This window comes from Metabacillus sp. YM-086 (assembly GCF_048059995.1).
GTDB lineage: Bacteria > Bacillota > Bacilli > Bacillales > Bacillaceae > Metabacillus > Metabacillus litoralis_B.
In genome coordinates, this window is record NZ_JBLUOI010000075.1 from 1 (window position 1) to 23,537 (window position 23,537).

Annotated in this window: 22 protein-coding genes and 1 pseudogene; 20 read left to right on the top strand and 3 right to left on the bottom strand. The window is 33.0% G+C overall.

Translation table 11 applies throughout. The annotated features are described in order from the left end of the window. From ACEWK1_RS22585 to ACEWK1_RS22625, 9 genes and pseudogenes are all read left to right on the top strand, one after another. A pseudogene (locus tag ACEWK1_RS22585) lies at window positions 1–323 on the top strand (hypothetical protein); the annotation flags it as partial. 121 nt (window positions 324–444) lie between these two features. Then, complete coding sequence (locus tag ACEWK1_RS22590; RefSeq protein WP_416636669.1) at window positions 445–2,340, top strand: hypothetical protein; 1,896 nt, start codon at window positions 445–447, stop codon at window positions 2,338–2,340. Window positions 2,341–2,505: 165 nt separating this feature from the next. Further along, window positions 2,506–4,053 carry an N-6 DNA methylase gene (locus tag ACEWK1_RS22595; protein ID WP_416636670.1) on the top strand — a complete coding sequence of 516 codons (1,548 nt, stop codon included), beginning with the start codon at window positions 2,506–2,508 and terminating at the stop codon, window positions 4,051–4,053. Beyond that, the gene (locus ACEWK1_RS22600) at window positions 4,050–5,276 is read left to right on the top strand and encodes a restriction endonuclease subunit S (protein WP_416636671.1); all 1,227 of its coding nucleotides are present in this window, start codon (window positions 4,050–4,052) and stop codon (window positions 5,274–5,276) included. The genes ACEWK1_RS22595 and ACEWK1_RS22600 overlap by 4 nt, the downstream gene beginning before the upstream one ends. A gap of 73 nt (window positions 5,277–5,349) precedes the next feature. After that, the gene (locus ACEWK1_RS22605) at window positions 5,350–8,409 is read left to right on the top strand and encodes a type I restriction endonuclease subunit R (RefSeq protein WP_416636672.1); all 3,060 of its coding nucleotides are present in this window, start codon (window positions 5,350–5,352) and stop codon (window positions 8,407–8,409) included. A gap of 104 nt (window positions 8,410–8,513) precedes the next feature. Beyond that, complete coding sequence (locus tag ACEWK1_RS22610; protein ID WP_416636673.1) at window positions 8,514–9,518, top strand: hypothetical protein; 1,005 nt, start codon at window positions 8,514–8,516, stop codon at window positions 9,516–9,518. Between the two features lie 336 nt (window positions 9,519–9,854). Beyond that, on the top strand, window positions 9,855–10,226 hold the full coding sequence (locus ACEWK1_RS22615; RefSeq protein ID WP_416636674.1) for a hypothetical protein: 372 nt from the start codon (window positions 9,855–9,857) through the stop codon (window positions 10,224–10,226). Window positions 10,227–10,754: 528 nt separating this feature from the next. Continuing rightward, window positions 10,755–11,129 (top strand): hypothetical protein, encoded by a 375-nt coding sequence (locus ACEWK1_RS22620; RefSeq protein WP_416636675.1) that lies wholly within the window; start codon window positions 10,755–10,757, stop codon window positions 11,127–11,129. 107 nt (window positions 11,130–11,236) lie between these two features. Next, entirely contained in the window at window positions 11,237–11,602 is a 366-nt protein-coding gene (locus ACEWK1_RS22625; RefSeq protein WP_416636676.1) for a hypothetical protein, read from the top strand. Between the two features lie 53 nt (window positions 11,603–11,655). On the opposite strand, the gene ACEWK1_RS22630 is transcribed toward ACEWK1_RS22625, so the two are convergent. Beyond that, a complete protein-coding gene (locus ACEWK1_RS22630) occupies window positions 11,656–12,096 on the bottom strand; it encodes a hypothetical protein (protein ID WP_416636677.1) in 441 nt (146 codons plus the stop codon). A gap of 224 nt (window positions 12,097–12,320) precedes the next feature. Here ACEWK1_RS22630 and ACEWK1_RS22635 point away from each other — a divergent pair, with 224 nt between their 5' ends. After that, entirely contained in the window at window positions 12,321–12,803 is a 483-nt protein-coding gene (locus tag ACEWK1_RS22635; protein ID WP_416636678.1) for a hypothetical protein, read from the top strand. Window positions 12,804–13,008: 205 nt separating this feature from the next. Here the strand turns inward: ACEWK1_RS22635 and ACEWK1_RS22640 are convergent, their stop codons facing one another. Further along, window positions 13,009–14,514, bottom strand: coding sequence for a TOTE conflict system archaeo-eukaryotic primase domain-containing protein (locus ACEWK1_RS22640; RefSeq protein WP_416636679.1), 1,506 nt, complete (start codon window positions 14,512–14,514; stop codon window positions 13,009–13,011). 484 nt (window positions 14,515–14,998) lie between these two features. On the opposite strand from ACEWK1_RS22640, the gene ACEWK1_RS22645 reads away from it, so the two are divergent. The 3 genes from ACEWK1_RS22645 to ACEWK1_RS22655 all read left to right on the top strand — a co-directional run bounded on the left by ACEWK1_RS22645 (window position 14,999) and on the right by ACEWK1_RS22655 (window position 17,778). Then, window positions 14,999–15,907 (top strand): tyrosine-type recombinase/integrase, encoded by a 909-nt coding sequence (locus tag ACEWK1_RS22645; RefSeq protein WP_416636680.1) that lies wholly within the window; start codon window positions 14,999–15,001, stop codon window positions 15,905–15,907. Between the two features lie 1,025 nt (window positions 15,908–16,932). Continuing rightward, entirely contained in the window at window positions 16,933–17,226 is a 294-nt protein-coding gene (locus ACEWK1_RS22650) for a hypothetical protein (RefSeq protein WP_416636681.1), read from the top strand. Window positions 17,227–17,328: 102 nt separating this feature from the next. Next, window positions 17,329–17,778 carry a hypothetical protein gene (locus ACEWK1_RS22655; protein WP_416636682.1) on the top strand — a complete coding sequence of 150 codons (450 nt, stop codon included), beginning with the start codon at window positions 17,329–17,331 and terminating at the stop codon, window positions 17,776–17,778. A 624-nt stretch (window positions 17,779–18,402) separates the two neighbouring features. Here ACEWK1_RS22655 and ACEWK1_RS22660 read toward each other — a convergent pair. After that, on the bottom strand, window positions 18,403–19,119 hold the full coding sequence (locus ACEWK1_RS22660) for a helix-turn-helix domain-containing protein (protein ID WP_416636683.1): 717 nt from the start codon (window positions 19,117–19,119) through the stop codon (window positions 18,403–18,405). A 215-nt stretch (window positions 19,120–19,334) separates the two neighbouring features. On the opposite strand from ACEWK1_RS22660, the gene ACEWK1_RS22665 reads away from it, so the two are divergent. The 7 genes from ACEWK1_RS22665 to ACEWK1_RS22695 all read left to right on the top strand — a co-directional run. Continuing rightward, window positions 19,335–19,724, top strand: a complete 390-nt coding sequence (locus ACEWK1_RS22665; RefSeq protein ID WP_416636684.1) for a hypothetical protein — start codon at window positions 19,335–19,337, stop codon at window positions 19,722–19,724. After that, window positions 19,725–20,189, top strand: coding sequence for a hypothetical protein (locus ACEWK1_RS22670; protein ID WP_416636685.1), 465 nt, complete (start codon window positions 19,725–19,727; stop codon window positions 20,187–20,189). It abuts the gene before it with no gap. A gap of 126 nt (window positions 20,190–20,315) precedes the next feature. Beyond that, window positions 20,316–20,582: a hypothetical protein gene (locus ACEWK1_RS22675; RefSeq protein ID WP_416636686.1), complete on the top strand. Its 267-nt coding sequence runs from the start codon at window positions 20,316–20,318 to the stop codon at window positions 20,580–20,582. A 55-nt stretch (window positions 20,583–20,637) separates the two neighbouring features. Beyond that, on the top strand, window positions 20,638–21,009 hold the full coding sequence (locus ACEWK1_RS22680; protein ID WP_416636687.1) for a hypothetical protein: 372 nt from the start codon (window positions 20,638–20,640) through the stop codon (window positions 21,007–21,009). A 93-nt stretch (window positions 21,010–21,102) separates the two neighbouring features. Further along, a complete protein-coding gene (locus ACEWK1_RS22685; protein WP_416636688.1) occupies window positions 21,103–21,489 on the top strand; it encodes a hypothetical protein in 387 nt (128 codons plus the stop codon). Between the two features lie 104 nt (window positions 21,490–21,593). Further along, window positions 21,594–22,118 carry a hypothetical protein gene (locus ACEWK1_RS22690; protein WP_416636689.1) on the top strand — a complete coding sequence of 175 codons (525 nt, stop codon included), beginning with the start codon at window positions 21,594–21,596 and terminating at the stop codon, window positions 22,116–22,118. Window positions 22,119–22,834: 716 nt separating this feature from the next. Continuing rightward, window positions 22,835–23,537: spore germination protein (locus tag ACEWK1_RS22695; protein WP_416636690.1), on the top strand; the 703-nt coding region annotated here is incomplete at its 3' end.

A 23,537-nucleotide genomic window follows, 5' to 3' on the forward strand; every position in this document is an offset into this window, starting at 1 on the left:
ATGGAACATACCAATATATGCAACGTTCTATTAGCCAAAAAGGTTGGAGAACAAAAGAGCCGCTTGATGATATTAAAGACATGAGAGACCCAGTATCAATGAAACAGGCAGTTGAATTGCTAATTGAAAATAATTATATTACTGGTGATGAATTCATGTATAAATTATCCGATAATTATGGACTAAGCCTGTACCGTGAAGAAGTAGAAGAGTTACTAGGTTTGGAAGAGGGATATTTAAAAACTCAGACAAGCGTATATAAAGACAATATAGTAAGTATAAAAGACAAACTTGATTCAAAGGCAAAAAATAAATTAAGTTAGAATTTATTTATATCATGGTAAAACAGCAGGGGGAAGACTCGCTGCTGTTTTCTCACTAGCACAAGGAATGAAGTATATTATCATGTACAGCATATAGGCCGCTAGGGTTAGGAGGAAAATCATGAGTCTAGACCGTTATAGAATCGAAAGGGCAGTAATATTTCGAGTGCCGGGAATAGAAAAAATTAATTCAATCGAGAGTGGTGTAGGAACTATTTCTCTATTTGTAGGTAATGAAGAGGGACAAGCCACCAAAGAGATCCTTGATTTGACTAAAGAAATTGTTGAGAAGAACAGACCATTAGGAACAAGGGTTTTAGTTGAACCTTTTTCAAAATCACCTTTTCAAGATAGGGGATTATATGAATTACCAAATGAAATAAAAAATGCACATATTTCCTCATTAACTCATTCGGATATAGAGTTTTTAGTTAAAAGTTGTGTTCCAAATGTAGTTTATTTCGATTCCCAAACCGTAAAAGGTGGAGTAATAGATGTATTTGTTGCAGATTTTAACCTTAAAGCGGATATACAGATGCTTGAAAAGACCCAAAAAGTATTAAATGACGTATTTCATTCTGATGTAACCATATCAGTTTATGAATTCGATAATGAGATGCTAGACTCCCATAAAGTCAAAAGAAAAAATGTTTTTCTTCAATCAAACCGCTTTAACAGTCTTGATTATGAGGATAATCATATAAGAAATATTGCCAAACTTGATGAAGAACGTTTTAGCGATCAATTAGGTGAAATTATCAATGGTGAAATTAAATATAAATCAATTATTGATAATAAGTTATCTAAAAAAGGAACAGTATTTGTTGATTCATTTATTTCAGAGGAACAACTAACTACCCTATTAACTTTGTATTCAAAAGTGTATTACCCTATTTCGCAAGATATGGACGGCTACAATCCTAATATCCGCCCTATATCAACAGAGGTAATCATGGAATTGGCTAGAAGAGGTAGGATTATACCTATCTTTATGGCACCTTTACATCATTATAAATCCCCAACTGTTAGGATGTTTTTAGAAGACAGTAACATTAATGTAATTTTGCCTCGTCAACTAGATGGATTGACAATACTTACCTTAGCAAAGCAATTTCCATTTTGGAAAATATTTAGGGAAAATCCACAGGTTGCAGCAGAAATTAGCCACAACGTTTGCTTAATGAATAATAACTTGTTGGAAAATGCACCAAACGAATTCCTCTTAACAACCGCTTTAACGGAAACAACAGAAACTCATATACAGGTTGCAGATTCAGGAGAAGCGTGGTTTATGGAAAAAGGGCATATCGCTGCTGGAAATATCACTGCTGGTGGAGTAATAGAGTCACTTGTTACGTATTTAGGAAATAAATTACCAAAGGAAATTTCAGATACAATTTTAATAGAATCACATGTTTATAGTATGCAATTATCTATTGCAAGAGCACTTGGGGCAGTTTTTTATCCTAGCATAGTTCATAATGAGCAAATTTTAAATTTGGTTTCCCGATTACATGCTGGACCAGAAAGTAATTTATTAGTTCCTAAAATTAACGAAATGGGAAGTGTATTAAGCAATTTAAAAATAATTCGTCCAGAAAGTGTTCCAATCCTTGATTATTTAGAGGTAATTGACGACTATGAAGTGAAAAAGTTAAGACAGATAATAACAGGTTTAATTAACAAATCTGATGGTTCTGTGGAAAGTTTAATGCAACAGGTGGAGATTGTTAATAATGATGTGCGTAAATGGCATAAGTCGAAGGGCCCTTTTATTTCCCAAAATGTTGATATATTAGGACTTGGTTTAGAGTTAGCGTTACTCCCAACAGGAGGGGTTGTTCCTCCATTTTCAACTTCTTTCATAGGGCTAATTTTAAAGGCTGTATTAGGAGATAAAATCACTAATTCCCCTTTAGGAAATATCGAAGACCATATATATAGCAAAATTGGCGGAGTCTCCCCCGCTGCACTAAGAATACAAAGAATTCGAAGTAATATACAAAAGATAGAGTAAATGAAATTTATATAGAATATAGCCATTGAAGCAGAGCCTCAATGGCTATATTCTTTTTCGCAGAACTATTTGCTAGATATTGATTCCTTTAAATGGATTTTAAAAATATATGATAAAATAGGTAATTAGATAGAAGTTCCGTGTCTTAGTTCAGGAGGAAAAGTTATGAAAGTACAAGCAGATATAGATTTCCAAAAGGATTTGTTCGAGGCAGCCAACAAAATGCGAGGAAGTGTAGCACCGGCTGATTATAAACACTATGTTTTACCACTAATTTTTCTTAGGTATTTATCTAATAAATATGAGCAACGCCGTAGTCAACTAGAACAAATGGTTAAAGACCCAAATAGTGACTGGTTTACAGAGGATAAAGAAACACAAATGGTTATTGTTGAAGACCATGACCAATATAAAGCAGAGAATGTATTCGTTGTTCCAGAGGATGCGCAATGGTCTTATATAATGTCTAATGCAAAACAACCGAATATTAAAGAAATATTAGATCATGCAATGAAACGAATTGAGGAAGAAAATCCAGAATTAGAAGGTATGCTACCAAGAACTTTTCAGGGTTCTAACCTTCCTGCTGAAAACATTGCAGGGTTGATAGAAATATTTTCTCGTGAAATTTTCAGTGCTAGGGCAAGTGAAAGTGTAGATGTATTAGGTCGTACTTATGAATACTTTATAGGCTCTTTCGCTTCTTCTGAAGGGAATCGTGGTGGAGAGTTCTTTACCCCATCAAGCATAGTAAAACTACTTGTGGCAATGCTTGAACCGATAAGTGGAAAAGTCTTTGATCCGGCATGTGGTAGTGGCGGGATGTTTATACAGAGTGAAGAGTATTCACCACGCAAGAATGCTCTATCTTTCTATGGGCAAGAAAATGTGACGACAACTGTTCGATTGGGAAAAATGAACGTACTACTTCATGGAATAAATGCAGAGATTCGGTTAGGTGATTCTTTATTAAATGACCAGTTTCCAGAATTGAAAGCAGATTTTGTAATTGCTAATCCACCTTTTAACCAAAAGGACTGGGGGGCAGATCGTGTGGCGAAGAATGACCCACGCTTAGTTGGTCCAGTTACAAATAGCAATGCTAACTACATGTGGATGCAACACTTCTTGCACCATCTTAATGATAATGGAACCGCTGGGTTTGTAATGGCAAACGGTGCAATGACTACTAATGTAAAAGAAGAAAAAGAAGTTCGAGAACGCCTAATAGAAAACGGGCATGTAGATTGTATTGTCCAATTGCCAGAGAAACTTTTCTTTACCACTGGGATTCCTTGTTGTCTGTTCTTTTTAAGTAAAAATCGTGACGGAAAGAGTAGTTTTAGAGAGAGAAAAAATGAAATACTATTTATAGACGCGCGTAAAATGGGTTCTCTAGTAAGTAGAAAACAAAGGGCTCTATCTCAAGAAGAAATTGATAAAATTTCAGGTGTTTATTATTCCTATAAAAATAAAGATACTAAAAGGTATGATAATATTGCTGGGTTTTGTAAAGTCGTATCTACTGAAGAAGTTAAACAAAACGGTTATAAACTAACCTCAGGAATTTATGTTGGTACTGAAGACATTGAAGAAGATGAATTGCCTTTCGAAGAGAAGATGGAGCAATTATCTAATCTTTTGTATCAACAATTTGAAGAATCTAGCCGCCTTCAAGAAAAAATTAGAAAGAACTTGGAGGGCTTGTTTTGAAAACTAACAATGTAAGATTAGGAGACCTTATCAAAGTCCGGCACGGCTGGGCTTTTAAAAGTAAGTTTTTTAGCGAAGAAGATATTGATAATCCTATATTAGTGAACATAGGAAACTTTAAATATGATGGTGGGTTTAGATTCGAGAGCACTAAAATAAAACGATATGTTGGAGAATACCCTATTCAATATGAGTTGAAACCAAATGATATACTTCTAATAATGACCTGTCAGACTTCAGGGGGGGAAATATTAGGAGTTCCTGCAAAGGTCCCTAGTGATTCTGAAACATATTTGCATAACCAAAGGCTAGGGAAGGTAGAAATTATGGATGAATCCCTAGTAGATGAAGATTTCCTATACTGGTTATTTTTAAGTTCTGATTTTAATCGCCACTTATTTTCAAGTGCAAGTGGGACGAAAATTTTGCATACATCACCGGATAGGATTGAGTCATATCAATTTTCACTTCCTTCAATCAAGAAGCAGAAAAAAGTTTCAGATATTTTAAGAAGTATACAGGACAAAATCGACTTAAATCAAGTCATGAATAAGACACTTGAAGAAATGGCCGAGACACTTTATAAACATTGGTTTTTTGATTTTGAACCATACAAAGATGAAGATTTTAAGGAATCAGAATTAGGATTAATACCCTCAGACTGGGGTGTAATTAATATCGGAAATGCTGTAGAAATTTTAGGTGGTGGAACACCAAAGACAAGTACTAATGAATTTTGGGAAGATGGAGATATTAACTGGTTTTCACCAACAGATTTAACATCCCAGAAGTCATTATTTGTTACAAATTCTGCGAAAAAAATAACACAACTAGGGCTTGAAAAAAGTTCTGCCAAATTATTTAAGCCCTACAGTATTATGATGACTAGTAGAGCAACTATTGGAGAAATATCCATAAATAGAAATACCTCATCAACTAATCAGGGTTTTATTACTCTAATACCGAATGATAGTTTTACATTATATCAATTATATTTTTGGCTAAGGACAAACATGGATAGAATAAATTCAATTGCTAACGGTAGTACTTTCAAAGAAGTAAGTAAAACGAACTTTAAAATGCTGCCTATTTTAAAACCGGCAAGAATTCAGACATATATCAATGAGAGTGAAACAATATTTAAACAAATAGAAAGTAATATTCTTGAGATTGAAATGTTAACCGAGTTACGAGACTACCTTCTCCCGCGACTAATGTCTTGAGAAGTTGATCTTCTAAGAATAAAAAGTGAAATCGAAGAATTAATTTAACTTATGTATGTGGAGGTGTTCCACCATGTCCAGACCTCTAGGTGAATCAGCATTTGAAGAAACTACGATAGAAAGATTGAAAAGAATTGGCTATGAATATCTTCATGCACAAGAACTGTTCCAGCGTGGAGAACGTGAGCAATTACAGGAAGTAATTTTATTCAATAGGTTACAAGCCTTCTTAAGGAAGGCTTATCCTACTATTCCAGAGCAAGAGGTACGACGATTAATAAACATATTTACTTCACCCGATGGTGTCAATTTAATACAGCGAAATCAAGAATTTCATCAAATGTTAGTAAAGGGAATAGAGTTTAATTATGAATGGAATGGACAGACATTTACTCCACATGTTTTCCCAATTGATTGGGGAAACCCTGATAACAATGACTTTCTAGTAGTAAACCAACTTTCTGTTGATGGAAGAATGTCCCGTAGACCAGATATAGTTATATATATAAACGGTCTTCCACTAATTATTTTTGAGTTAAAAAACCCTAATAGTGAACAAGCAACGGTTAAGGACGCTTATACACAAATTCAAAACTACACTTATGATATTTCTCAACTGTTCAATTACAATACTTTCACAGTCGTATCGGATAATGTAGAGACAAAGCATGGAATGCCGTTTGCTGATTATGATTTCTTTGCATCTTGGAAATCAATTGATGGTCGAAATGTAGACAATAATCGGGCTAATACTATGCGTACATTAATTGAAGGTCTTTTTCCAAAAGATCGATTGCTCAACTATATTCGTAACTTTATAGTCTTCCTTAAGGCAGGGGATAGAACTAAGAAAATAGGGGCTAAATACCACCAATTTTTTGGGGTGAATTTCGCTGTTAAAGAAACCGTTCGTGCAACCAAACCTGATGGAGACCGTAAAATTGGTGTAATGTATCATACTACTGGATCAGGTAAATCACTTAGTATGCTTTTCTTTGCTGGTATTTTAAGCAGACACACTGAACTAAATAACCCTTCCATTGTAATCCAAGTGGATAGAAATGATTTAGACGAGCAACTGTATGATACCTTCGTTGAGGGAGAATCTTTAATCGGTAAGGTTGAAAGGGCAAGTAGTACTGAGAAATTAAGAACAATCCTTAGAGGGGAAGCAACACCCGTTGTCTTTTCTACAATTGAAAAGTTTCGTTTGAAAGGAGAAGAGACAAAACACCCTGTGCTCTCCGAAAGAAGAAACATTGTAGTGATAGCAGACGAAGCACACCGTACACAAGCAGGGTTTGAGGGTGGTTATGCAGCACAATTACGTTTTGCTCTTCCTAATGCCTCTCATATCGGGTTTACGGGAACACCAGTTGATTTTGTTGGGAATAATACAGAAGAAATATTTGGTCACACCATTCACCGTTACGACATGGCTCAGGCTGTTGCTGATAAGGCAACATTACCAATTTATTATGAAAGTCGATTAATTCCTTTAGATTTGACTGCTGAAGATATTGATGGTCAATTCGAAGATATATTTGTAGATAATGGTGAAAATGACGACACTGAGGGATATAAAAGAAAATGGGCCGCTTTAGAAAAAGTTGTGGGAACTCCAAAACGGCTCAAACGGCTTGCAAACGATATCGTATCACATTTTAATTCATTGGCCAATCCTTTTCAAAAAGCAATGATCGTATGTATGAGTCGTCAAATTGCTGCTGACCTATACGATTGTTTAAAAGAAGTAGAAGGTTGTCCTAAGACGGAAGTTATCATGACAGGTGATGTCTCGAAAGACCCACGGGAATGGAGAGAAATTCAAGAAGGAAGCGAGTATTCCCATATTAAGTCTAAGAAAGAACAAGAAGATGTTAAGGCTAAACTACGTAATCCAGAAGACCCACTTAAGTTTGTTATTGTTGTTGATATGTGGTTGACTGGAATGGATGCTCAGCCACTGTCTTACTTGTATGTTGATAAGCCTATGAAGGGGCACAATCTAATGCAGGCTATTGCTAGGGTTAACCGCGTGTTCCCCGGTAAAGAAGGTGGAGTGGTTGTAGATTATATAGGGATTGCTACTTCACTTAAAGAGGCAACACATAAATATACTAATGGTGGAGGCACAGGTAATCCCGCTTATGATGTTGCTGAAGCAATTCGGATTTTTAATGAGAATTTAGAATCAGTTAGAAACTATATACCTTCCAATATAAAAATAGACGGTTGGAGACAAAAAGGACAGATTGATAGAGAAGACTTTATAGCAGACATTGTAAATATTCTATTAAACACTGATACAGAGGATTATATACAATATGCAACAAAATTAGAAAAATCATATCAACTTGTTAAAAGCCAACCAGAAGTAATGGTACTAGCAGATGAAGTAACTCTTTACTTAATGTTAAAAGCACAGTTAAGAAAACATCTACGTCCTCCGGGTGGAACTGCAGGAGGAAATAAAACCTTAGAGGAACAATTATCGGCATTACTAGACCAAAATTTACTTGCGAAAGAGACTGTGGACGTCTTTAAAGTGGCAGGAATTGAACGACAAGATATTAGTATCCTTGATGAAAAGTTCTTAGCCGATTTAACAAAGAAAGAGCACGAGGATCTACGATTAAAACTTTTAAAAAAACTGCTTGAGGATAAAATTAAAGTTACATTTAAGCAAAATAGTCCTCAATCTAAAACAATGCAAGAGTTATTGGAGAAAACGCTGACAGATTACCATAATCGTGTTATTCAAGCAGCAGATGTCGTTAGAATGATGATAAAAATGCGAAAAGAAATGGAAGAGGAAATTCGACGACGTCAGGATTTAGGGCTTTCTGAAGAAGAGGTTGAATTTTACAAAGCCATTTCTTCATTAGGAGAAGGTGCTTTTTCAAACGAGTTCCTTGCCAACTTAATTCATAAAGTTGTTAAGGAACTAAAAAAGAAATTAGACGTTGATTGGACTAGCCCTCACCGTCAAGATGTATATTCTAAGGTTAAACTTGCTGTGAAAATGGTTCTAATAAAAGAAAAAGTTAATGGCCAACAATTGCAGTTTCTAACTAACCGATTTATGGAACAGGCTGAACAACAATATAAAGATTGGCCAATCGATGCATAGACAGTTATTTGAAAAATCAGGGAAGGTGGTACTTACTGCTTGCCCTGATTTTTTTCTTAACAGAACAACAAATTTATTAAGTTTATTTTGGAGGAGAGCACTTAATGGATCATGAGTATCTTTCTGCTTTTAGGATATTTCAAAAACAGCAAGACATGATAAATAAGGTTATTAGAAATCCTGCAATTGAAGCAATGCAAAGACAACAGGATAATATAAATAGATTAATAGGTAATTCAGCGACAGTGGAATTTAATCGTAATCAAGGGGCCTCCATTATGAATAATTCGGCATTTAGGGAATTACAAACGCAACAAGATACTTGGAATAGATTAATAGGGAATTCTGTTGCAATTGGATTGGAAAAGTACCAGAGTATTGCAAGTGTAATGCATAGTCCAGCATTTGATAATTTAGTTAAACATCAAAGTACTATAAATGGGATTTTTAAATCCTCAGCATTTACGGGATTAGAAAAGTATCAGGGGATCACTAGTGTAATAAGTAATCTTGGATTAGATAATTATCAAAATAGCATAACTCAAGTCATGAATAATTCCACTTTTGAGATATTACAAAAGCACCAAGATAGATGGAGTGAACTTTTTAAGAAGATTTCAGATTTAGGTATTAACTCATATACTTTTTCAGAAATGGTTGAAGAATTACAAGAGGTATATAACGAAATAGACAGTAGTTCATCAGTTTCTGATGAAGAGAGTATAAATGAGAAGGAAATCAAAGAAGTATTTCAAGCGATTATTTCATATTGTATGCATATTGTTACAGTCTTCCATGTGGTTGATACAAAATACATTTGGGATATTCTAACTAAAATATCAGTATTAATGACAATTCTACTACCTCTTGTTCCTGTTGATGAACCAAATAAACAGGAGGATAAAGTACAGATAATAAACGTTAATGGAGATAATAATACACTTAACATTGAAAATAGTGATTCCGGCACAATTATCATTAACACAGGTGATAAAGAAACTGATGTGAATGTTATACGGGATACCACCATAGGTGAAGAGGAACATGGAAATAAAGTTGAAGAAATGGAAAAGGACAAACTTGATTTTTCAGCAGGGCAGAAAACATAGCCAGAGGCTCGGTCAGATATACTGATTATTTTCACCCTTAATACTAATACATGGCCCTAGTATTGAACAGTTACTAGGGCTTTAATTAATTCGAAATTCCAGACATTTGCAGGAGAATTACTTATCCCAGTATAAAGGAATGAGTGAAAAGTCCGAAATAATATAAGGATTATCGTATGTGGCAGCACTATGAGACGGAAAAATCCGTCTCTTTTATTTTTTAAAGGCCATGAACCATTTGATAACTTTTATTTTGATAAAAAACAAGGAAAGAACATACGATCGTTTAATAAGATATATGTAAATATTTTACTGAGGAATAGGGAGGATAAACAAATGATAAAAGGAAAAGACAAGAAGAAAAGACCGGATTATGTAAAAGCCTTTCATAATGATTATGTTATTACGATAGGTAGGCATCCCCGCTTTAGTTGGGTCTCACACTCGGATAAAGACTATATGTATTTCTTATATATCACCCGCACGGAGAAGAATTTTATCGGTAAAAATACAGCACATGTTGGGAAATTCAACGTTTTGTGTCACCAACAAACATTCTTCGATTATCACCGTTTAATGTTAGTCATTGAACCGATATTAAGTGAATATATCTTGGAGAGTGAGAAAATTTTTAAGATTTGTATGCTTGTACAGGAATTAGAATATCAAAGTGAAGACCCGCTCCACCAAGATGCAAGTGGAGAATAACAGTAGGAAATATCCTACTGTCTTTTTTATTTCTATACATTTATGGAACAGAAAGTGCCAAACTTCTTGCTAAGGCACTAAGAAGATTTTTTAAAAAATGTAATCGAGTAGAAGGGAATTGCCACTTAATAATGAATTAAAAAGTATCAGGAATAAAGATTTCTCGTAGATTCCTGATGGTTAGTATTCCTTGAAATGTCTTAGAACTCTTTCTTGTGTATACGCCCTTTTATTTGGAATAATTATACACTTAAGGCCAGATAGTTGTATTGCTATTTGGTCTTTTCTTATTGAAAAAATAGGACTGACATACTTAGTTTTAATTTCCACTTTTTCTCCTTCTTTGTCTCAAGTGTTTCCGGCAATTAAACCTAACATCATTATAATAAACAGTTTATTAATAGTCTTTTAAAAAGAGTAGATAAATATAATTTCTGCTCTTTTTATATTTGTTTTAAAGGGGAATGCTTGTTCATATTCAACTGTATACATGTGAAATTAAAACTTAGGATAACGGAGGAGATACTCTTGAAAAAGGGGCATTTTAAAGTGGAAGGAATGGATACTCAATTTGTCGAATTTCAACATGAAGGAAATAATATATTGTTTACTAGGTTTGAGAGAATACGTCTTGCAGGAACAGTGGTTCAAGAAGAAGCAAAATATTTATATTTCATCTATATATTTCGAAAAGAGCATAAGATTTCAAAGAAGAAAAAGGCGGATATGGATATGGGTCCTTATAATATTATCTGTTTTAATAAGGTCTATCACACGTTTAAAGAAATGACTCAAAATCTTGATGCCATATTAAATGAATATATATTAGATGAAGATGAAGTCTTTAGGTGCCAAGAATTAGTACAAAAACTTGATCCGGAAAACTATCGAAACAAGGAGTAAATCCTTGTTTTTTTGCTGACTTTTAAAGATATTATAAGATATTTTTGTCAAAAAAAGAGAAAGTCTTGTTTTAGTGTCGAAGTATGGAAGAGAAGGGAGGGATTTGAATGATTAATATGAGTGTTGAAAATTTAATCAAGGTAAATCAAATGTTTAATGCAGCAAAGGGAATCCAAATTACAAAGCATGAGGATGTTGTTATAATTGAATTTATTGATGAAACTGGAGAAGTTGATGCAACTGTACTGACTTATCGGGAATATGAATTAGTTCGCATCGATTTCTATGCTGAAACACTGGATGAAATAATTAGTTTAGCACTGGATAAAGACCAGAAGGTGAAAGTAACTATTACAACATCCGTGCAGAATTTCCCGGTGTTTATAGAATTTGACTACTGTGAGTTTTTCTGTGACTTACAGGAGTATAGATATATTTTAGAGCAAGTGGAAATAGAAAAAAGTTCAAATTAATGAACTTTTAGAGAAATTAGAAGGCGAACAAGCCTTCTTTTCTATATAAATAATCATGCTTCTATGTTAAACAAAACATACCTTTTAGGGTCTTTCTCTTCATAATATGTCTTTATCTCTTGTTCCAAATCGGCGAAGTGATATTTTACACTTGTATAGGTAAGGATACCCATTATTATACCTAAGACTGAAACTAGTGATTTGTCTCCCATATCTAATAGGCTTATTATGAGCAATATTGAAAATGAAGTAAGGACAAAAATCATTTTAATCATTTTTTTGCTGACTTTTCCTTTAAGTACTATCCTTGCAGAAAGAACCCCTACGATCGTTCCCAAAACAAACAGTACTAAAGATTCTTTTGTCAAATCGCTCTCGGCCAATATTAATATAAATGGATAGGTCAACATTGTTAAAATTCCCGCAGTAACTGCTTTTCCAACTAGTAAAGCAAATTTAGTGGTTCGTTCATTCTTAAATCTTGGCACTCTCATTTATTATTCCTCCTTTTGGTCCAGTTTTATTTGAAGCCATATTACCTGAAATTACTTTGACATTGTTTGACTCAGTATTATAAAGAAAATCAACGAAGGCGCCAAGTTTAGACCTATAATGATTTAAATTGATTCTGATATATTAATTTTATCTCACTCACGCTGCTTCTCGAACGTTTGTACGTTATAATTAGTTGTGAAAGGAACAATAGGGGAGTGATACAGTGCTATACAATATTAATAAATTTTCTCAAAAATTATTTTTCTTTTGTATGGAACTTTTCTTTGCGTTTATAGTAACGATCTTGTTTTACCCTTTGGCGACATTCTACTTGAATATTAGTTCTACAGATTATTTTATTCTTTCGATGTTTCTAGTACTTTTAGGTGGAGTACTATTTGATAGAGCATTTACCTTTTTCTATTTTGATTTGGATAAAGATGTTGAAAGGATTGAAATAATGCATTACATGGCGATGTTTATTGCCAAGTTACTTGCATATTTGGTACTAGGAATAGCAAGTTTCTGGGTAAAGGATAATCTGTTTCTTTCATTATATATACCGTTTCTTCTTTTTGTTGGTGGCTTTATTTGGTTCATTATCCTTACTGGATTTATTAATGAGAAAAAGCGGAAAGAGGAAAACTCAGAAGTAAGATTTATTACAAGAATTGTTAGAAGAAAAAACCTTGGGAGCGAACAATAGCGTTTGCTCTTTTTATTTGAACAAGATTTGATTTGTTTAAACAATTAGAGTATTACTAGTATACAAAAAAGGAACTTCCGATGTCAGAAGTTCCTTGATTTCTAAAAGTAATCAACATATCATATTTTGAAATATTGATTAATCAAGTTAAGACATAATGGGGATAGTGCAATATATCTGGATAAATCTACATAGAAGTACTTTATTATTCATTACTGTTTGTTGCTTTCGCTAACATATTGTTAATGTCCCCTATTTCTTCTATTGTGAACATAGAGGTTAGCAGGTTAAAATATTGTTTTCGATAATCTGAAACATTCTCAAATGTCATTTCTTTGATAATATCATTTGGAATGCTGAGTTTGTTTAGTAGAACCTGATATGTGTTTGGATAGTTTCTTGGAGCCACACCATCAAAAATGGTGGGAGATCTTGTGACTTTTATGACATTATTCTTTTCCAAAATAGCAACATGATTCATCAATGATTTAGGGGATAACCCTGTTGATTTTTTCAATTGCTCATAACTCATATAGAAATTATTATCCTCTGCTGAAAAGCGTTTTGAATGAACCATGAGTGAAAAGATAACTGCTCTTAACTTTTTATCGTATTGGTAGAGTGATAGCATTTCACTCTTAGAAATTTCCACTTGTTTTACACCACCAGATAATCTAATGTTGTTATTATATGCTGATTTTACTATCCTTTCAATTTCTTTTCTGCAGGTAGATAAGGGAGTAGAGTATAGCGCTGGGTCTTGCCGCTTCATCCATTCAAAAAGTTCCTCCTCACAAATGTTTTTTTCAATACCAAGACTGTTACGATACACTGCAAGTTTGCATAAGGAAGCATTTCGTGTTCCTTTTTGTTTCATACCTTCTTCATATAATTTACGACAGGTGGCAAACGTTTCATTACTAAGATCGATGTCATGAAAATTACTATCTTCATTGGTTTTATCTTTTTCCTTATCGTTATCTGTATCTTTATTATCTTCTTTATCCTTATCCCGTTTTGCACTGTTATTTTTGCTGTTTTTTTCCTCATTCGATTCCTCTATATTGCTTAATAAATCAGTGATTAAATTGCTATTTAATTTTTTTATAGCAAGAATATAATCGTAAGACTCTATTGGCATAAAATTGTTATAGACATCAACGTACCAGCATATATTTGTCTTTTTATTCTTATTTTTGTGATTAATTCCTAGTGGTAACTTCATTCCTTTATTATGCTGCGGACGAAGTTCAATCTTCCGTTTAATATTTCTTCCTAAAAGTTCCTGTGTCTTATCTATAACAACGTCATAAAGTTTTTTCATTGATTTATAATCTATTGGGTTCGAAAAATATATATCAACATGGTATCCTTTATTACCGCTGTTGCTAGTGTAAATTAATTCTTTAGGAATCCTAAGATTCTGCAATACTTCATATAGTGCATAAACTGCTTGTTTGGCAGTATCTTTTTCTGGAAAATCTACATCAAAGGAAATAAACTTTGAGTTTTCTTTATAAGAAAAGATTCCATATGTGGACTCATGTTGCAAGTGAAGTTTAATTTGCCAATCTGCTAAGGATTTATGACTTTTTTTCTTATACTTGTTATAAAAAGTGTAGTCACCATCGGGTAACTGCATGATATACTTGTATCTAACAGAAATGAAAAGGTCACTTATTGCTTCAACTATTTGTTTCATATTTTCCATTATATCAACTCTCCTTTCTTTTCTTTTCCTTGTCCTTTAAAAGTAAGTATTTTTCTACCAAAGACTTTGAAAAAGGACATCATGAATATGATTTAGTATGATTGAAAAAAAGTTCATAGAAGTACTTTATATATATTATTATTTAATGTTTTAGGCTCTTGTTTTTTAATAAGTGAATATAAGTACTAGTATTTAATTCAGAAAGATCCTTTAATATAAGTATACTTCAAAAGTCTGTTCTTCCCTTGCTGATAATGATAGTCCGTCCCAATTATGTGTTTAAATATTCATTTGATTTTCTTCAATTCCCCCGCTGCGTTCTTTAACGGTCCACGCTACAATAGGAATACCACCTAGATTTTCGTCGCCTAACAGTAATTATGTGACGAAATACTTACCTTACACATCAAAATTTCGTCGCATAACATTTAAAATCATTATTGTTTTTTCGTCGGATAACAAGAGTCAGAGGAGGTATTTATTTTTGGAAGACAATTCTTCAGTTTCTGTAGTCAACTCCATTCAATTATTTGAGCATTATTTAGAAACAAAAGGGAACAGTATTAAAACTATTAAAAGTTACAAGGAGGATATCAACTATTTTCATAATTGGCTGAAAAATAGATATCAGAGAGAGTCTCCACCTGTCAATTTTATAACCGCAATAGATTGTAAGGATTACGAAAACTTTTTAAAAAATGAGAGTGGGCTATCAACTGCCACAATTAATAGACGAATTGTTGCTGTTAGAAAATGGAGTTCGTTTCTCCTTAAAACAGGAATACAAAATGCTGACATTGGCAAGGAATTGAAGACAAAGAAGTTTCAGCGACAGAACCAGATTAAATGGCTGGAAAGATCTGAAGTTGGCCAATTATTCCATTTAATAGAAAGGGGTAACGGGAAGAATGATGCAAAGGTTGCACTTCATAAGGCAATTATTAGTATCCTTGTAAACGCTGGTCTTAGAGTAGATGAAGTAAGTAAACTCGAAATTGATCATTTTGATTGTGTAAACAAAGTTGTACATGTGTACCATGGGAAGGGAGACAAGTACCGTGTAGTCCCCGTAGGTGAAAATACCATAAAATCAGTAAAAGTATGGCTGGAATTTCATCCTCAAAACACACGTTATTTATTTCCAAGTACGAGGAGTGAAAAGATAACTGTTAGAGCAGTTGAACATATTCTTAAGCGATATTCCAAACAGTTAGGGATTGAAATTACACCCCACATGTTACGACATACCTTTTGCAAACAATTAGCCAGTAAAGGAGTTGGTCTTGAAACGATTGCCTCATTGGCTGGTCACAACTCTATTGAAACTACAAGGATTTATGTAACACCTTCTGTAAAGGAATTACAAAAGGCCGTTCGTTCTATTGAATTCTAATTTGCAATTAGTAACAGGAGGGCAATTTGCATTTTTCAGATCCTTCACCTTTTCTGAAAAACAATTTATAAAAAATTCAAGGATTTTTATTTAGGAAGTAGAACTGTAGGGTATTAGGATTATTTTTCCCCTTAGATTTTCCTAATGGTACACTCCAAAATATCTTTAGACAGACATTCTTTTGCTACTCCTTTTCAAAAGGATAAAGACAAAAAGACCATTCAGCACTTAGGCTGTCTGGTCTTTTTTAATTTAAATTTTGACCAGCGCTCATGTTTTGGGATTCTTAAGGATGACAATACTTGATCGTTAATCTGTGTACTTGGCCAAAAGGATGTCGCAAATTAAACAATTTGAACACCAAACTGAAATTTCCGTTTATCAAAAGATAACTTGCTGGAAAATTAATAATGATTATAAAAGATATTAATCAATAATCGTATTATACAATGCTTTAACAAGTGATTTATAAAGGATTTTTTAAGTAGGTTATAGCATTTATAACTATTATTAATGAATAATGTTTAAAGATAATGTTTCATTGTCAAGGCAATTATGATTGTCAAGGGTACACAAAAAGCGAACTATTGCTATAAAAGGCATTGACTTTTATGGGAAAAATGATTGAGGAAAGACTTTTAGTATTAATTTTTCAAGAAATTTAGGAAAATATTCAATTGAAAAAAATAAATTCAGCGAGGCGAAAAAAATGATTTTGATAGATGAAAAAAATCCATACCATGTAAACAAAAATAATACTTTATATTGTTAAAAACGAATAAAAGAGAATAAATTAGATAATTAACGACATTTAATCATTTTTGACCGACAGAGGTCTAGGTCGTTTTAAAAGGCTGAATATCAGGAATTCATAATTTGACTTATTTGAATGCTTTACTATCCAAATACCTTGAAGATGGGTCCCATTTTTTTATAAAACGCGTAATTTTCAAGGATTCCCTTCTCCGAAGTTGAAGTAAACATATAGATATTTGTTTAACAAAAGAGAATTGGAGGAGAAAGTTATGACAGACATTTTTAAATTTAATGGAAATATACTACATGATATTGACATGTTTTCTTCGGCTGGAATTGTGGTTGGTTGCTTATGGATATTAGTTCTTATACTTGGTGTCTTATTAGGAAGATTACTGTCACAATTCTTTTTGGTTGAATATAATGATGGTTCAAGAAGTAGTGAGCCAATATTTAATTTAACTGTTGGAATTTTTACAGTAGGAGGAATTCCATTTTCATTCTTCTTTGGACTATACCTATTTGCAGAATATGATTTATTCAGGTTTTTAAGAGTGGTTTGACACTAAAGATAATTATTAATGAAGATGACAGGCAGGGGCAAGTGGTAATTGGTGTATATCCAATTCATTACTTGTCTTTATACTTTTTTAGGGGGAGAAAAAATGAACTTTGATCACTTGAAAAGACCGTTTGAAGAAAATCAAATAAGAGAGCGGAAAGGAAAAAAAGTTAATGGACAATATTTATATTTTAGGTATGTTCCTTCAGAATTTGTTGTAGAACGTTTAAATGAGTTAGGTCCGGGTAACTGGAGTTTCGTTATCAAAGAGAGCAAAGTAATAGCAAATGAAGTTGTTGTTTTAGGTAGTTTAAGAATAGCGAATACAGTTAAGGAGGCTTTTGGTTCGTCTACAATAGATGAAAAGAAGACAGCAGCCGATTCTTTTAAGGCTGCTTCCGCACTTTCTTTAACTAAATGTGCATCATTATATTCAGTGCCTTGTATCTTCCACACAAACCAAATACTTATCAGCAGCCTCAAACAAGTCAGAATAATTACCAATCAAATCAGTCCCAAAATGAACGGGAATTTTTTCAATATACTTGTGTGATTGTAATGTGGTGATTAGTAAGGCTGAAGTTGATTTTACAAAGAAGTACCCACAAACATACAATGATAAGCAAGTATGCCGGACTTGTCAGCAAAAATACCGTAAAGGAATTATTAGGAGAGTGCAGTAATGCCTCTTCTTTTTTATCTTTTTCCACCTATAGTGGATGATTAGATTCGAAGTATACTGTACAACAAGAGGATGGGTATGTATATCTGCATTAGTTTTAATATGAAAAGGTATAAGGACATTGAGGAGAGTCTAGCAGTTTATTCAGATAGTACTAATAAAAATAGGAAAATGTTTTTATTAGCAGATATTAACTTACTAGACTTATACCTTCAATTTATTGATAGAAGTACAATTGACCGAGTGTTACTTTATGATAATCAAGAATTGGGAAATTGGGATAATTTCAAGCAATTCAGTAACCTGTGTAAGAAGTATGATTTGAAGTACTCAATAATTCTGAAAGATCAATAACAAAGTGATGTAAGAATTTGAAATCAAAGTGGTTTCACCTAATCTGGAAAATTTACCCGTACAATAATAGGCTGAATACACCCGTATTCAGCCTATTTCTATTTGAATTTTGAACTTGAAAATATATTTTTCCTTGAAATTTTAATCGTCTTCAGTTAATTCCTCCAACATTCTTAGTGCTTTCTGGCCATTGGCAACATTGATCCCTATATAACTTTTTAATAACTTAATTTTTTCCTTGCGTGTCTTATTAGTTTTTCCTTCTATTTCTTCGAGAGTTATTGTATTTCTAAAACTGAACTCTCCATTAATTGATTCGGTTAGCCTTTTTAATAACGCTTCTAATTCATCTTTATTCTCTTCATTTTTTGCGAGTGTTACCACTCTAAAGAAAATTATTATTATCATTTTATAAGTTTTCTTTCTTTCTTCCCTTTCTTTAATTGAAAGATCCTCTAAGGATTTATCAAATTCGTCCTGAAATATTGCCTCCAAAATTCCAAATAGTAATTTGGAAGGTATGGTTTCATCAGAAATATCAATCGTATATCTTTGCTCGAAGTGGTCCTTTATCTTATCTGAAGAATATTTGAAAAATTCCTCTAAAAATTGATGGTCCCATGTATCAAGAACATAATCAGAATGCCCTACCAAGTAATCTACCGATGTATTAAAGTATTTGGCTATATCTCTGATGGATTCCAATGTAGGCCTTCTAACGTCATTTATATATTTTTGTAAAGTAGAACGGTTAAGACCGAGTTCCTTCACTAATTTGTCTCTCTCATAGTCAAATCCATTTTCTTTCAATAAATGTTTTAAGCGCATCCCAATCATGATTTTTGAATCATCACTCACCAAAATCACCCTTATCTTTTTTAATCTTTTATTATGTACATTCTAATTCAATCGTTCAACTTGTGCAAATAAAAAATTAAAAAATTACATTTTGGCTTTACATGCACGACATACGGTGATATCATAATCACAAGTTGAACAAATATAAGTTACATATTGTGATTTCGATATCACAATTAGATAGATATAATTGTGAAATTTAGGAGGGAATCGTTATGAAGGACTGGAAAGTGAAGGAATTAGGTTTTTCAAATTTGAAAGAGTTAGCCTCAAATGGTAAGGGAAATCGTGCTGAAGGTTTAGTGATACTAGGTTGTGGCGGGGATTTGAACGAATGGGTTAACGGCGTATCACAAGAATTACATACCGCTGCAGTAACCACTACAAACGATCCCAAAGTTCTGTGGGGGAATATTTATAAGACCACTACTAAGGATCATAGGGTTGATTTAATCTTTATGTTTAACGAAGACTTTAAAGAATTATTTGATGTATCAAAGTTGGCAATATGGAGAATCAGGTGGGGTGACGCTAGTTGGTTAAGTGACTACTTAAGGAATTTTGAAAGTGACCATGAAGATAATCAAAGACAGGGGGAGATTTAGATGTTCACATTGGATGAAACGAAAGAATTAAGAGAGATGTTTCCTGATAGTAATGATGTACTTTTAGATGAGGAATTCAAAGTAATGGGGTGGTATATTTATTCGCTTTGGGAAAAGAACGATTTCAAGAATGAAGAAATCATCTACCGTAAGGAAACTGGGGATATCTACAACTACTTCTTTGAATATGACAATCAACTCTTTATGTTGTCGGATGAGTCAATTTACTGGGGACAAGGTGAAATTAGTATAAGAAAAGTATGTGATACCACTTGTGAAATAAGCAAGGACTATATTAAGAAGTTTATAAGGAATGTGGAATGGATCAACCAATATGACTACTTTGAAGGTAAAAAGGACGACTTTGACTTTGAGTTGCACGGAGATGCCCATGAACATCATGTTGAAATGGCATATGGTCTCATTGAAATTTTAAGAAATAAGGGTTATGAAATTTCAGATTAGGAATTGTAAAACGGATATGGAAAAAGCAGTATGTAGCCATTAGAAGGAAAATTGATTGATACTTCATGGGGGGATAAAAATCAGAGTCACATCATGTAGCACCCCTCTGAAAAAGGAGGAGTTTTAATGATAAGCAATGAGGAAAACAAATTCCATATTGGAGAAATAACTGCAAGTTTTGGTGTGAATATTGCAGGGATAGATGTTTGGCATAATCAGGGCTCATTAGTTTACGTACTAGCAGAAGTTTTTGACGAGGAAGATTCTAATCTTGTTCTGTGGTACGTAATTATGAAACCTGATAGCAAAGTAGTTCAGAGGGTAAATTCTGACTACGTTAATATAAAAAGCCGTGGAATCATACCAAGATTTCCACATTTTATAGAAGATTAGTATCGGCAGGTTTTTTTGTCAGTGCATATCAATATGAAAAAAGGGAGAGATTTTAATGAATTGTAATATGGCTTTTATCATTTCATCTTCTCAAGAAGGTGAAAAGTCCGCTGTGAAATACTGCAAAGAAAATGACATTAAAATCTTTGATTTAGTAATTGATCCATTAGACGATGAGGTTTATCGAGGTGCATTTTCATCATTTTTGCAAGCAGCGAGTTTCGGTAAAGTATTAAAAGAACACAAGGTTAATGAAATAATAGTTGATAGCAAGAAAAATATTAAGAATAAAGAATACCTTCAAGAATTTTTGGTATTGACTATGTTTTTCATGGAAACAAAAGTCTACTTTTTAAAAGAGAATTTAGACGCATCAATGTCTGAGGATAATGGTAATTTAGTATTTAGATTTAATAGTAGGAATTAAAATAATCTAAAGAGTTAATGATTGTTCAAAGTTTTCCCCAGTAGAATTTGATTGAAAAACTTAACAATAATGAAGACATTAGGAGGAGATATTATGGCTTTTAAAAAACTACCGTATAGGAAGGCTTTAGTAGTGGATGTAAATGGAAACCTTGGGCATGTAAGTGATCTGACAGAGGAGTTTTCGATTGATATCTATTCAGTTTTTGAAATTGAAAATGAAGAATATAAGGAAGTACGAAGAAATTTTGGACTTACTTTAAATTTTAGAGAACTTCTAAGTGAAAATAATGTAGATGTTATTGTTGTAAATAGCATTTCGGACTTCTCTAATTTTGAACAACTATATTCCCTTGTTCATTTTTTCACCTTTATAAAGTTTAATGTAGTATTTGCAAACGAAAGAATCGATACAGGTAAGAAGCAAAGTCTTTTTGAGGTACTTCAGTATGTCCAATCCTCTTATTTAAAAGCAGGATAATAATCCTATTCTATTGTGGAAGGACATATTTTCCTTTATTAAGATTGGTTTCTACATTGAATTCTTTGTTTCACAATATGTTGTATTCCAAAGGAGGAATTATTATGGGATTTGAAAAGTTAAGTTATAAACGAGTAGGGATCGTGAGAATGATTGAAGAAAGAGATTGCTCTGACGAAGTTGCAAAAACTAATGGATTTAATATAGTAGATATCTATAAAGATACTACTGTGGAGGAAAGTAGGGAACAATTCACTGACATATTCTATGATTCAGATCTTCGAATTACTTTTGAAGAAATGATAAAAGAGGAAAAAATTGAAGCAGTTATGTTGGAAAGTATTGAGACATTTGAAACGTTTGATGACTGTATGTGGTGTATTGAGGTATTTAATGAATATTTCAATATTCCGTTGATATTTGCTAGAGAAAGAATTGACACCAGTGAAAAAATCAACATATCGGAAATAGTTTTTCCTTTCCGCTACTATCTCGATAAGATGCGATATCAAATTGAAAAGGAGTTGGAAGAGAAATTGACGGAAACAATTAATCAGTTTTTTGGTAAAGGGAAGTTCATTAATTTAGCAGATGATGACTTGTCTATGTTTGGTGAGATCGTCAAATAAAAAAATTGATCAGTTTGATAGTAAAATTAATATAAGTAGCCAATGGGAAGTGAAGATATGAATAGGGGTTATGAAATGTATCCACTTGAAAAATTAATACCGGAAGGGAATGCTCAAATTGTGGCCAAGTCATAAAAACAAAGGGATTGATTTCAAACCACTGGCCTCAAGGCCAAATCTAGTTCTAAATAAGGTATTAAATGGGACATGTATTACTAGGAAAAAGAGCAGTTATTTTTAAGATGATTGGAGCATGGAAATAGGAGTATAGTAGGTTGATGATGAAAAATTCGGATAAGATTTTTGAAACAATTGATGAAAGGTTAGATTTAACCTATGAAAATGGCTGGGCAAGAAGGGTAAATAGGATGCCTGTGAAAACGAAAAAAATTAAATAGAGGCATAGTTCACTTGGGAAGGTGGTAACAGGCATTTGCCTAATTAACTATGGAGTTTGATAAAGATACTACTCATCTTTTTGAAGATACGGTATCTTTTTGTCTTTAATAAACTACGTCCATACACCGATACCTTAGAACATTCATATTATATAACAAGTTATTTATGGAGGTGCAAAATGGAAAGTTATTCAACTCAAAGTATAATTGTACTTGGAACGGGGATACTTGTCATAGGTGCATTGGTTGTATTTATTGGAGAGTATAGAAAATTGGCTGAAATAAAGCGCTAATTCTTTCTGAAAGTAGGTGAATACTATGTTTGAAAATAAACTGGAGCAATTCTTATATAGGAAATTCAAATTAGTTAGTGACTTTCAGATACATGAAGTAACTTCTTATAGAATATTTTATTTGTCTTCTCTGGTTAATTTGGAAGACCTAAATACGTATATTATGAAACCTTTAGTCCAAGAGGACTTATCCATCGAGAAGTTACCAACTGTTAGTTTGAAACAGGAAACTTCTCTAGATGTGGCGGAAAGTGAACTACTTAGAGGATCAGTCATAGTATCTAATAAGAGTATAAAAAATTTTAGTATTGTGACAATCCCTTCTGACATAGGAAGAGGGATAGAGCCCTCTGAACAAGAATCAACTCTATATACTTCGCAATCAAGTTTCACTGAACAATTAGATCAAAATGTTACGTTAGTACGAAGAATCTTACCAATTTCAGATTTAAAACTAGAATATTTTACAGTTGGCAACCTTACTAAAAGCAAAGTTGCAGTTTTATACCTAGAATCTCTATCGGACCATGATGAAGTAGACATCATAAGGAAGAAGTTAAAGCATTTGAATGTAGATTTTTTAACAAATTCCCCTTTTTTAGGAAGGTTGTTGGGCTCGTCAAATAGCAACTTTCCTGAATTTCAACTTTCAGATCGCCCTGATTTTGTGGGACTCTCCTTATCAAAAGGGAAAATCGTTATTTTAGTTGACCAGAATCCATTTGCCA

Coding starts and splice junctions, on each gene's coding strand:
- ACEWK1_RS22655 (WP_416636682.1), top strand. CDS start 17,329: ATGAACTTTGATCACTTGAAAAGACCGTTTGAAGAAAATCAAATAAGA.
- ACEWK1_RS22650 (WP_416636681.1), top strand. CDS start 16,933: ATGACAGACATTTTTAAATTTAATGGAAATATACTACATGATATTGAC.
- ACEWK1_RS22690 (WP_416636689.1), top strand. CDS start 21,594: ATGGGATTTGAAAAGTTAAGTTATAAACGAGTAGGGATCGTGAGAATG.
- ACEWK1_RS22610 (WP_416636673.1), top strand. CDS start 8,514: ATGGATCATGAGTATCTTTCTGCTTTTAGGATATTTCAAAAACAGCAA.
- ACEWK1_RS22605 (WP_416636672.1), top strand. CDS start 5,350: ATGTCCAGACCTCTAGGTGAATCAGCATTTGAAGAAACTACGATAGAA.
- ACEWK1_RS22680 (WP_416636687.1), top strand. CDS start 20,638: ATGAATTGTAATATGGCTTTTATCATTTCATCTTCTCAAGAAGGTGAA.
- ACEWK1_RS22685 (WP_416636688.1), top strand. CDS start 21,103: ATGGCTTTTAAAAAACTACCGTATAGGAAGGCTTTAGTAGTGGATGTA.
- ACEWK1_RS22640 (WP_416636679.1), bottom strand. CDS start 14,514: ATGGAAAATATGAAACAAATAGTTGAAGCAATAAGTGACCTTTTCATT.
- ACEWK1_RS22665 (WP_416636684.1), top strand. CDS start 19,335: ATGAAGGACTGGAAAGTGAAGGAATTAGGTTTTTCAAATTTGAAAGAG.
- ACEWK1_RS22675 (WP_416636686.1), top strand. CDS start 20,316: ATGATAAGCAATGAGGAAAACAAATTCCATATTGGAGAAATAACTGCA.
- ACEWK1_RS22595 (WP_416636670.1), top strand. CDS start 2,506: ATGAAAGTACAAGCAGATATAGATTTCCAAAAGGATTTGTTCGAGGCA.
- ACEWK1_RS22615 (WP_416636674.1), top strand. CDS start 9,855: ATGATAAAAGGAAAAGACAAGAAGAAAAGACCGGATTATGTAAAAGCC.
- ACEWK1_RS22590 (WP_416636669.1), top strand. CDS start 445: ATGAGTCTAGACCGTTATAGAATCGAAAGGGCAGTAATATTTCGAGTG.
- ACEWK1_RS22625 (WP_416636676.1), top strand. CDS start 11,237: ATGATTAATATGAGTGTTGAAAATTTAATCAAGGTAAATCAAATGTTT.
- ACEWK1_RS22670 (WP_416636685.1), top strand. CDS start 19,725: ATGTTCACATTGGATGAAACGAAAGAATTAAGAGAGATGTTTCCTGAT.
- ACEWK1_RS22630 (WP_416636677.1), bottom strand. CDS start 12,096: ATGAGAGTGCCAAGATTTAAGAATGAACGAACCACTAAATTTGCTTTA.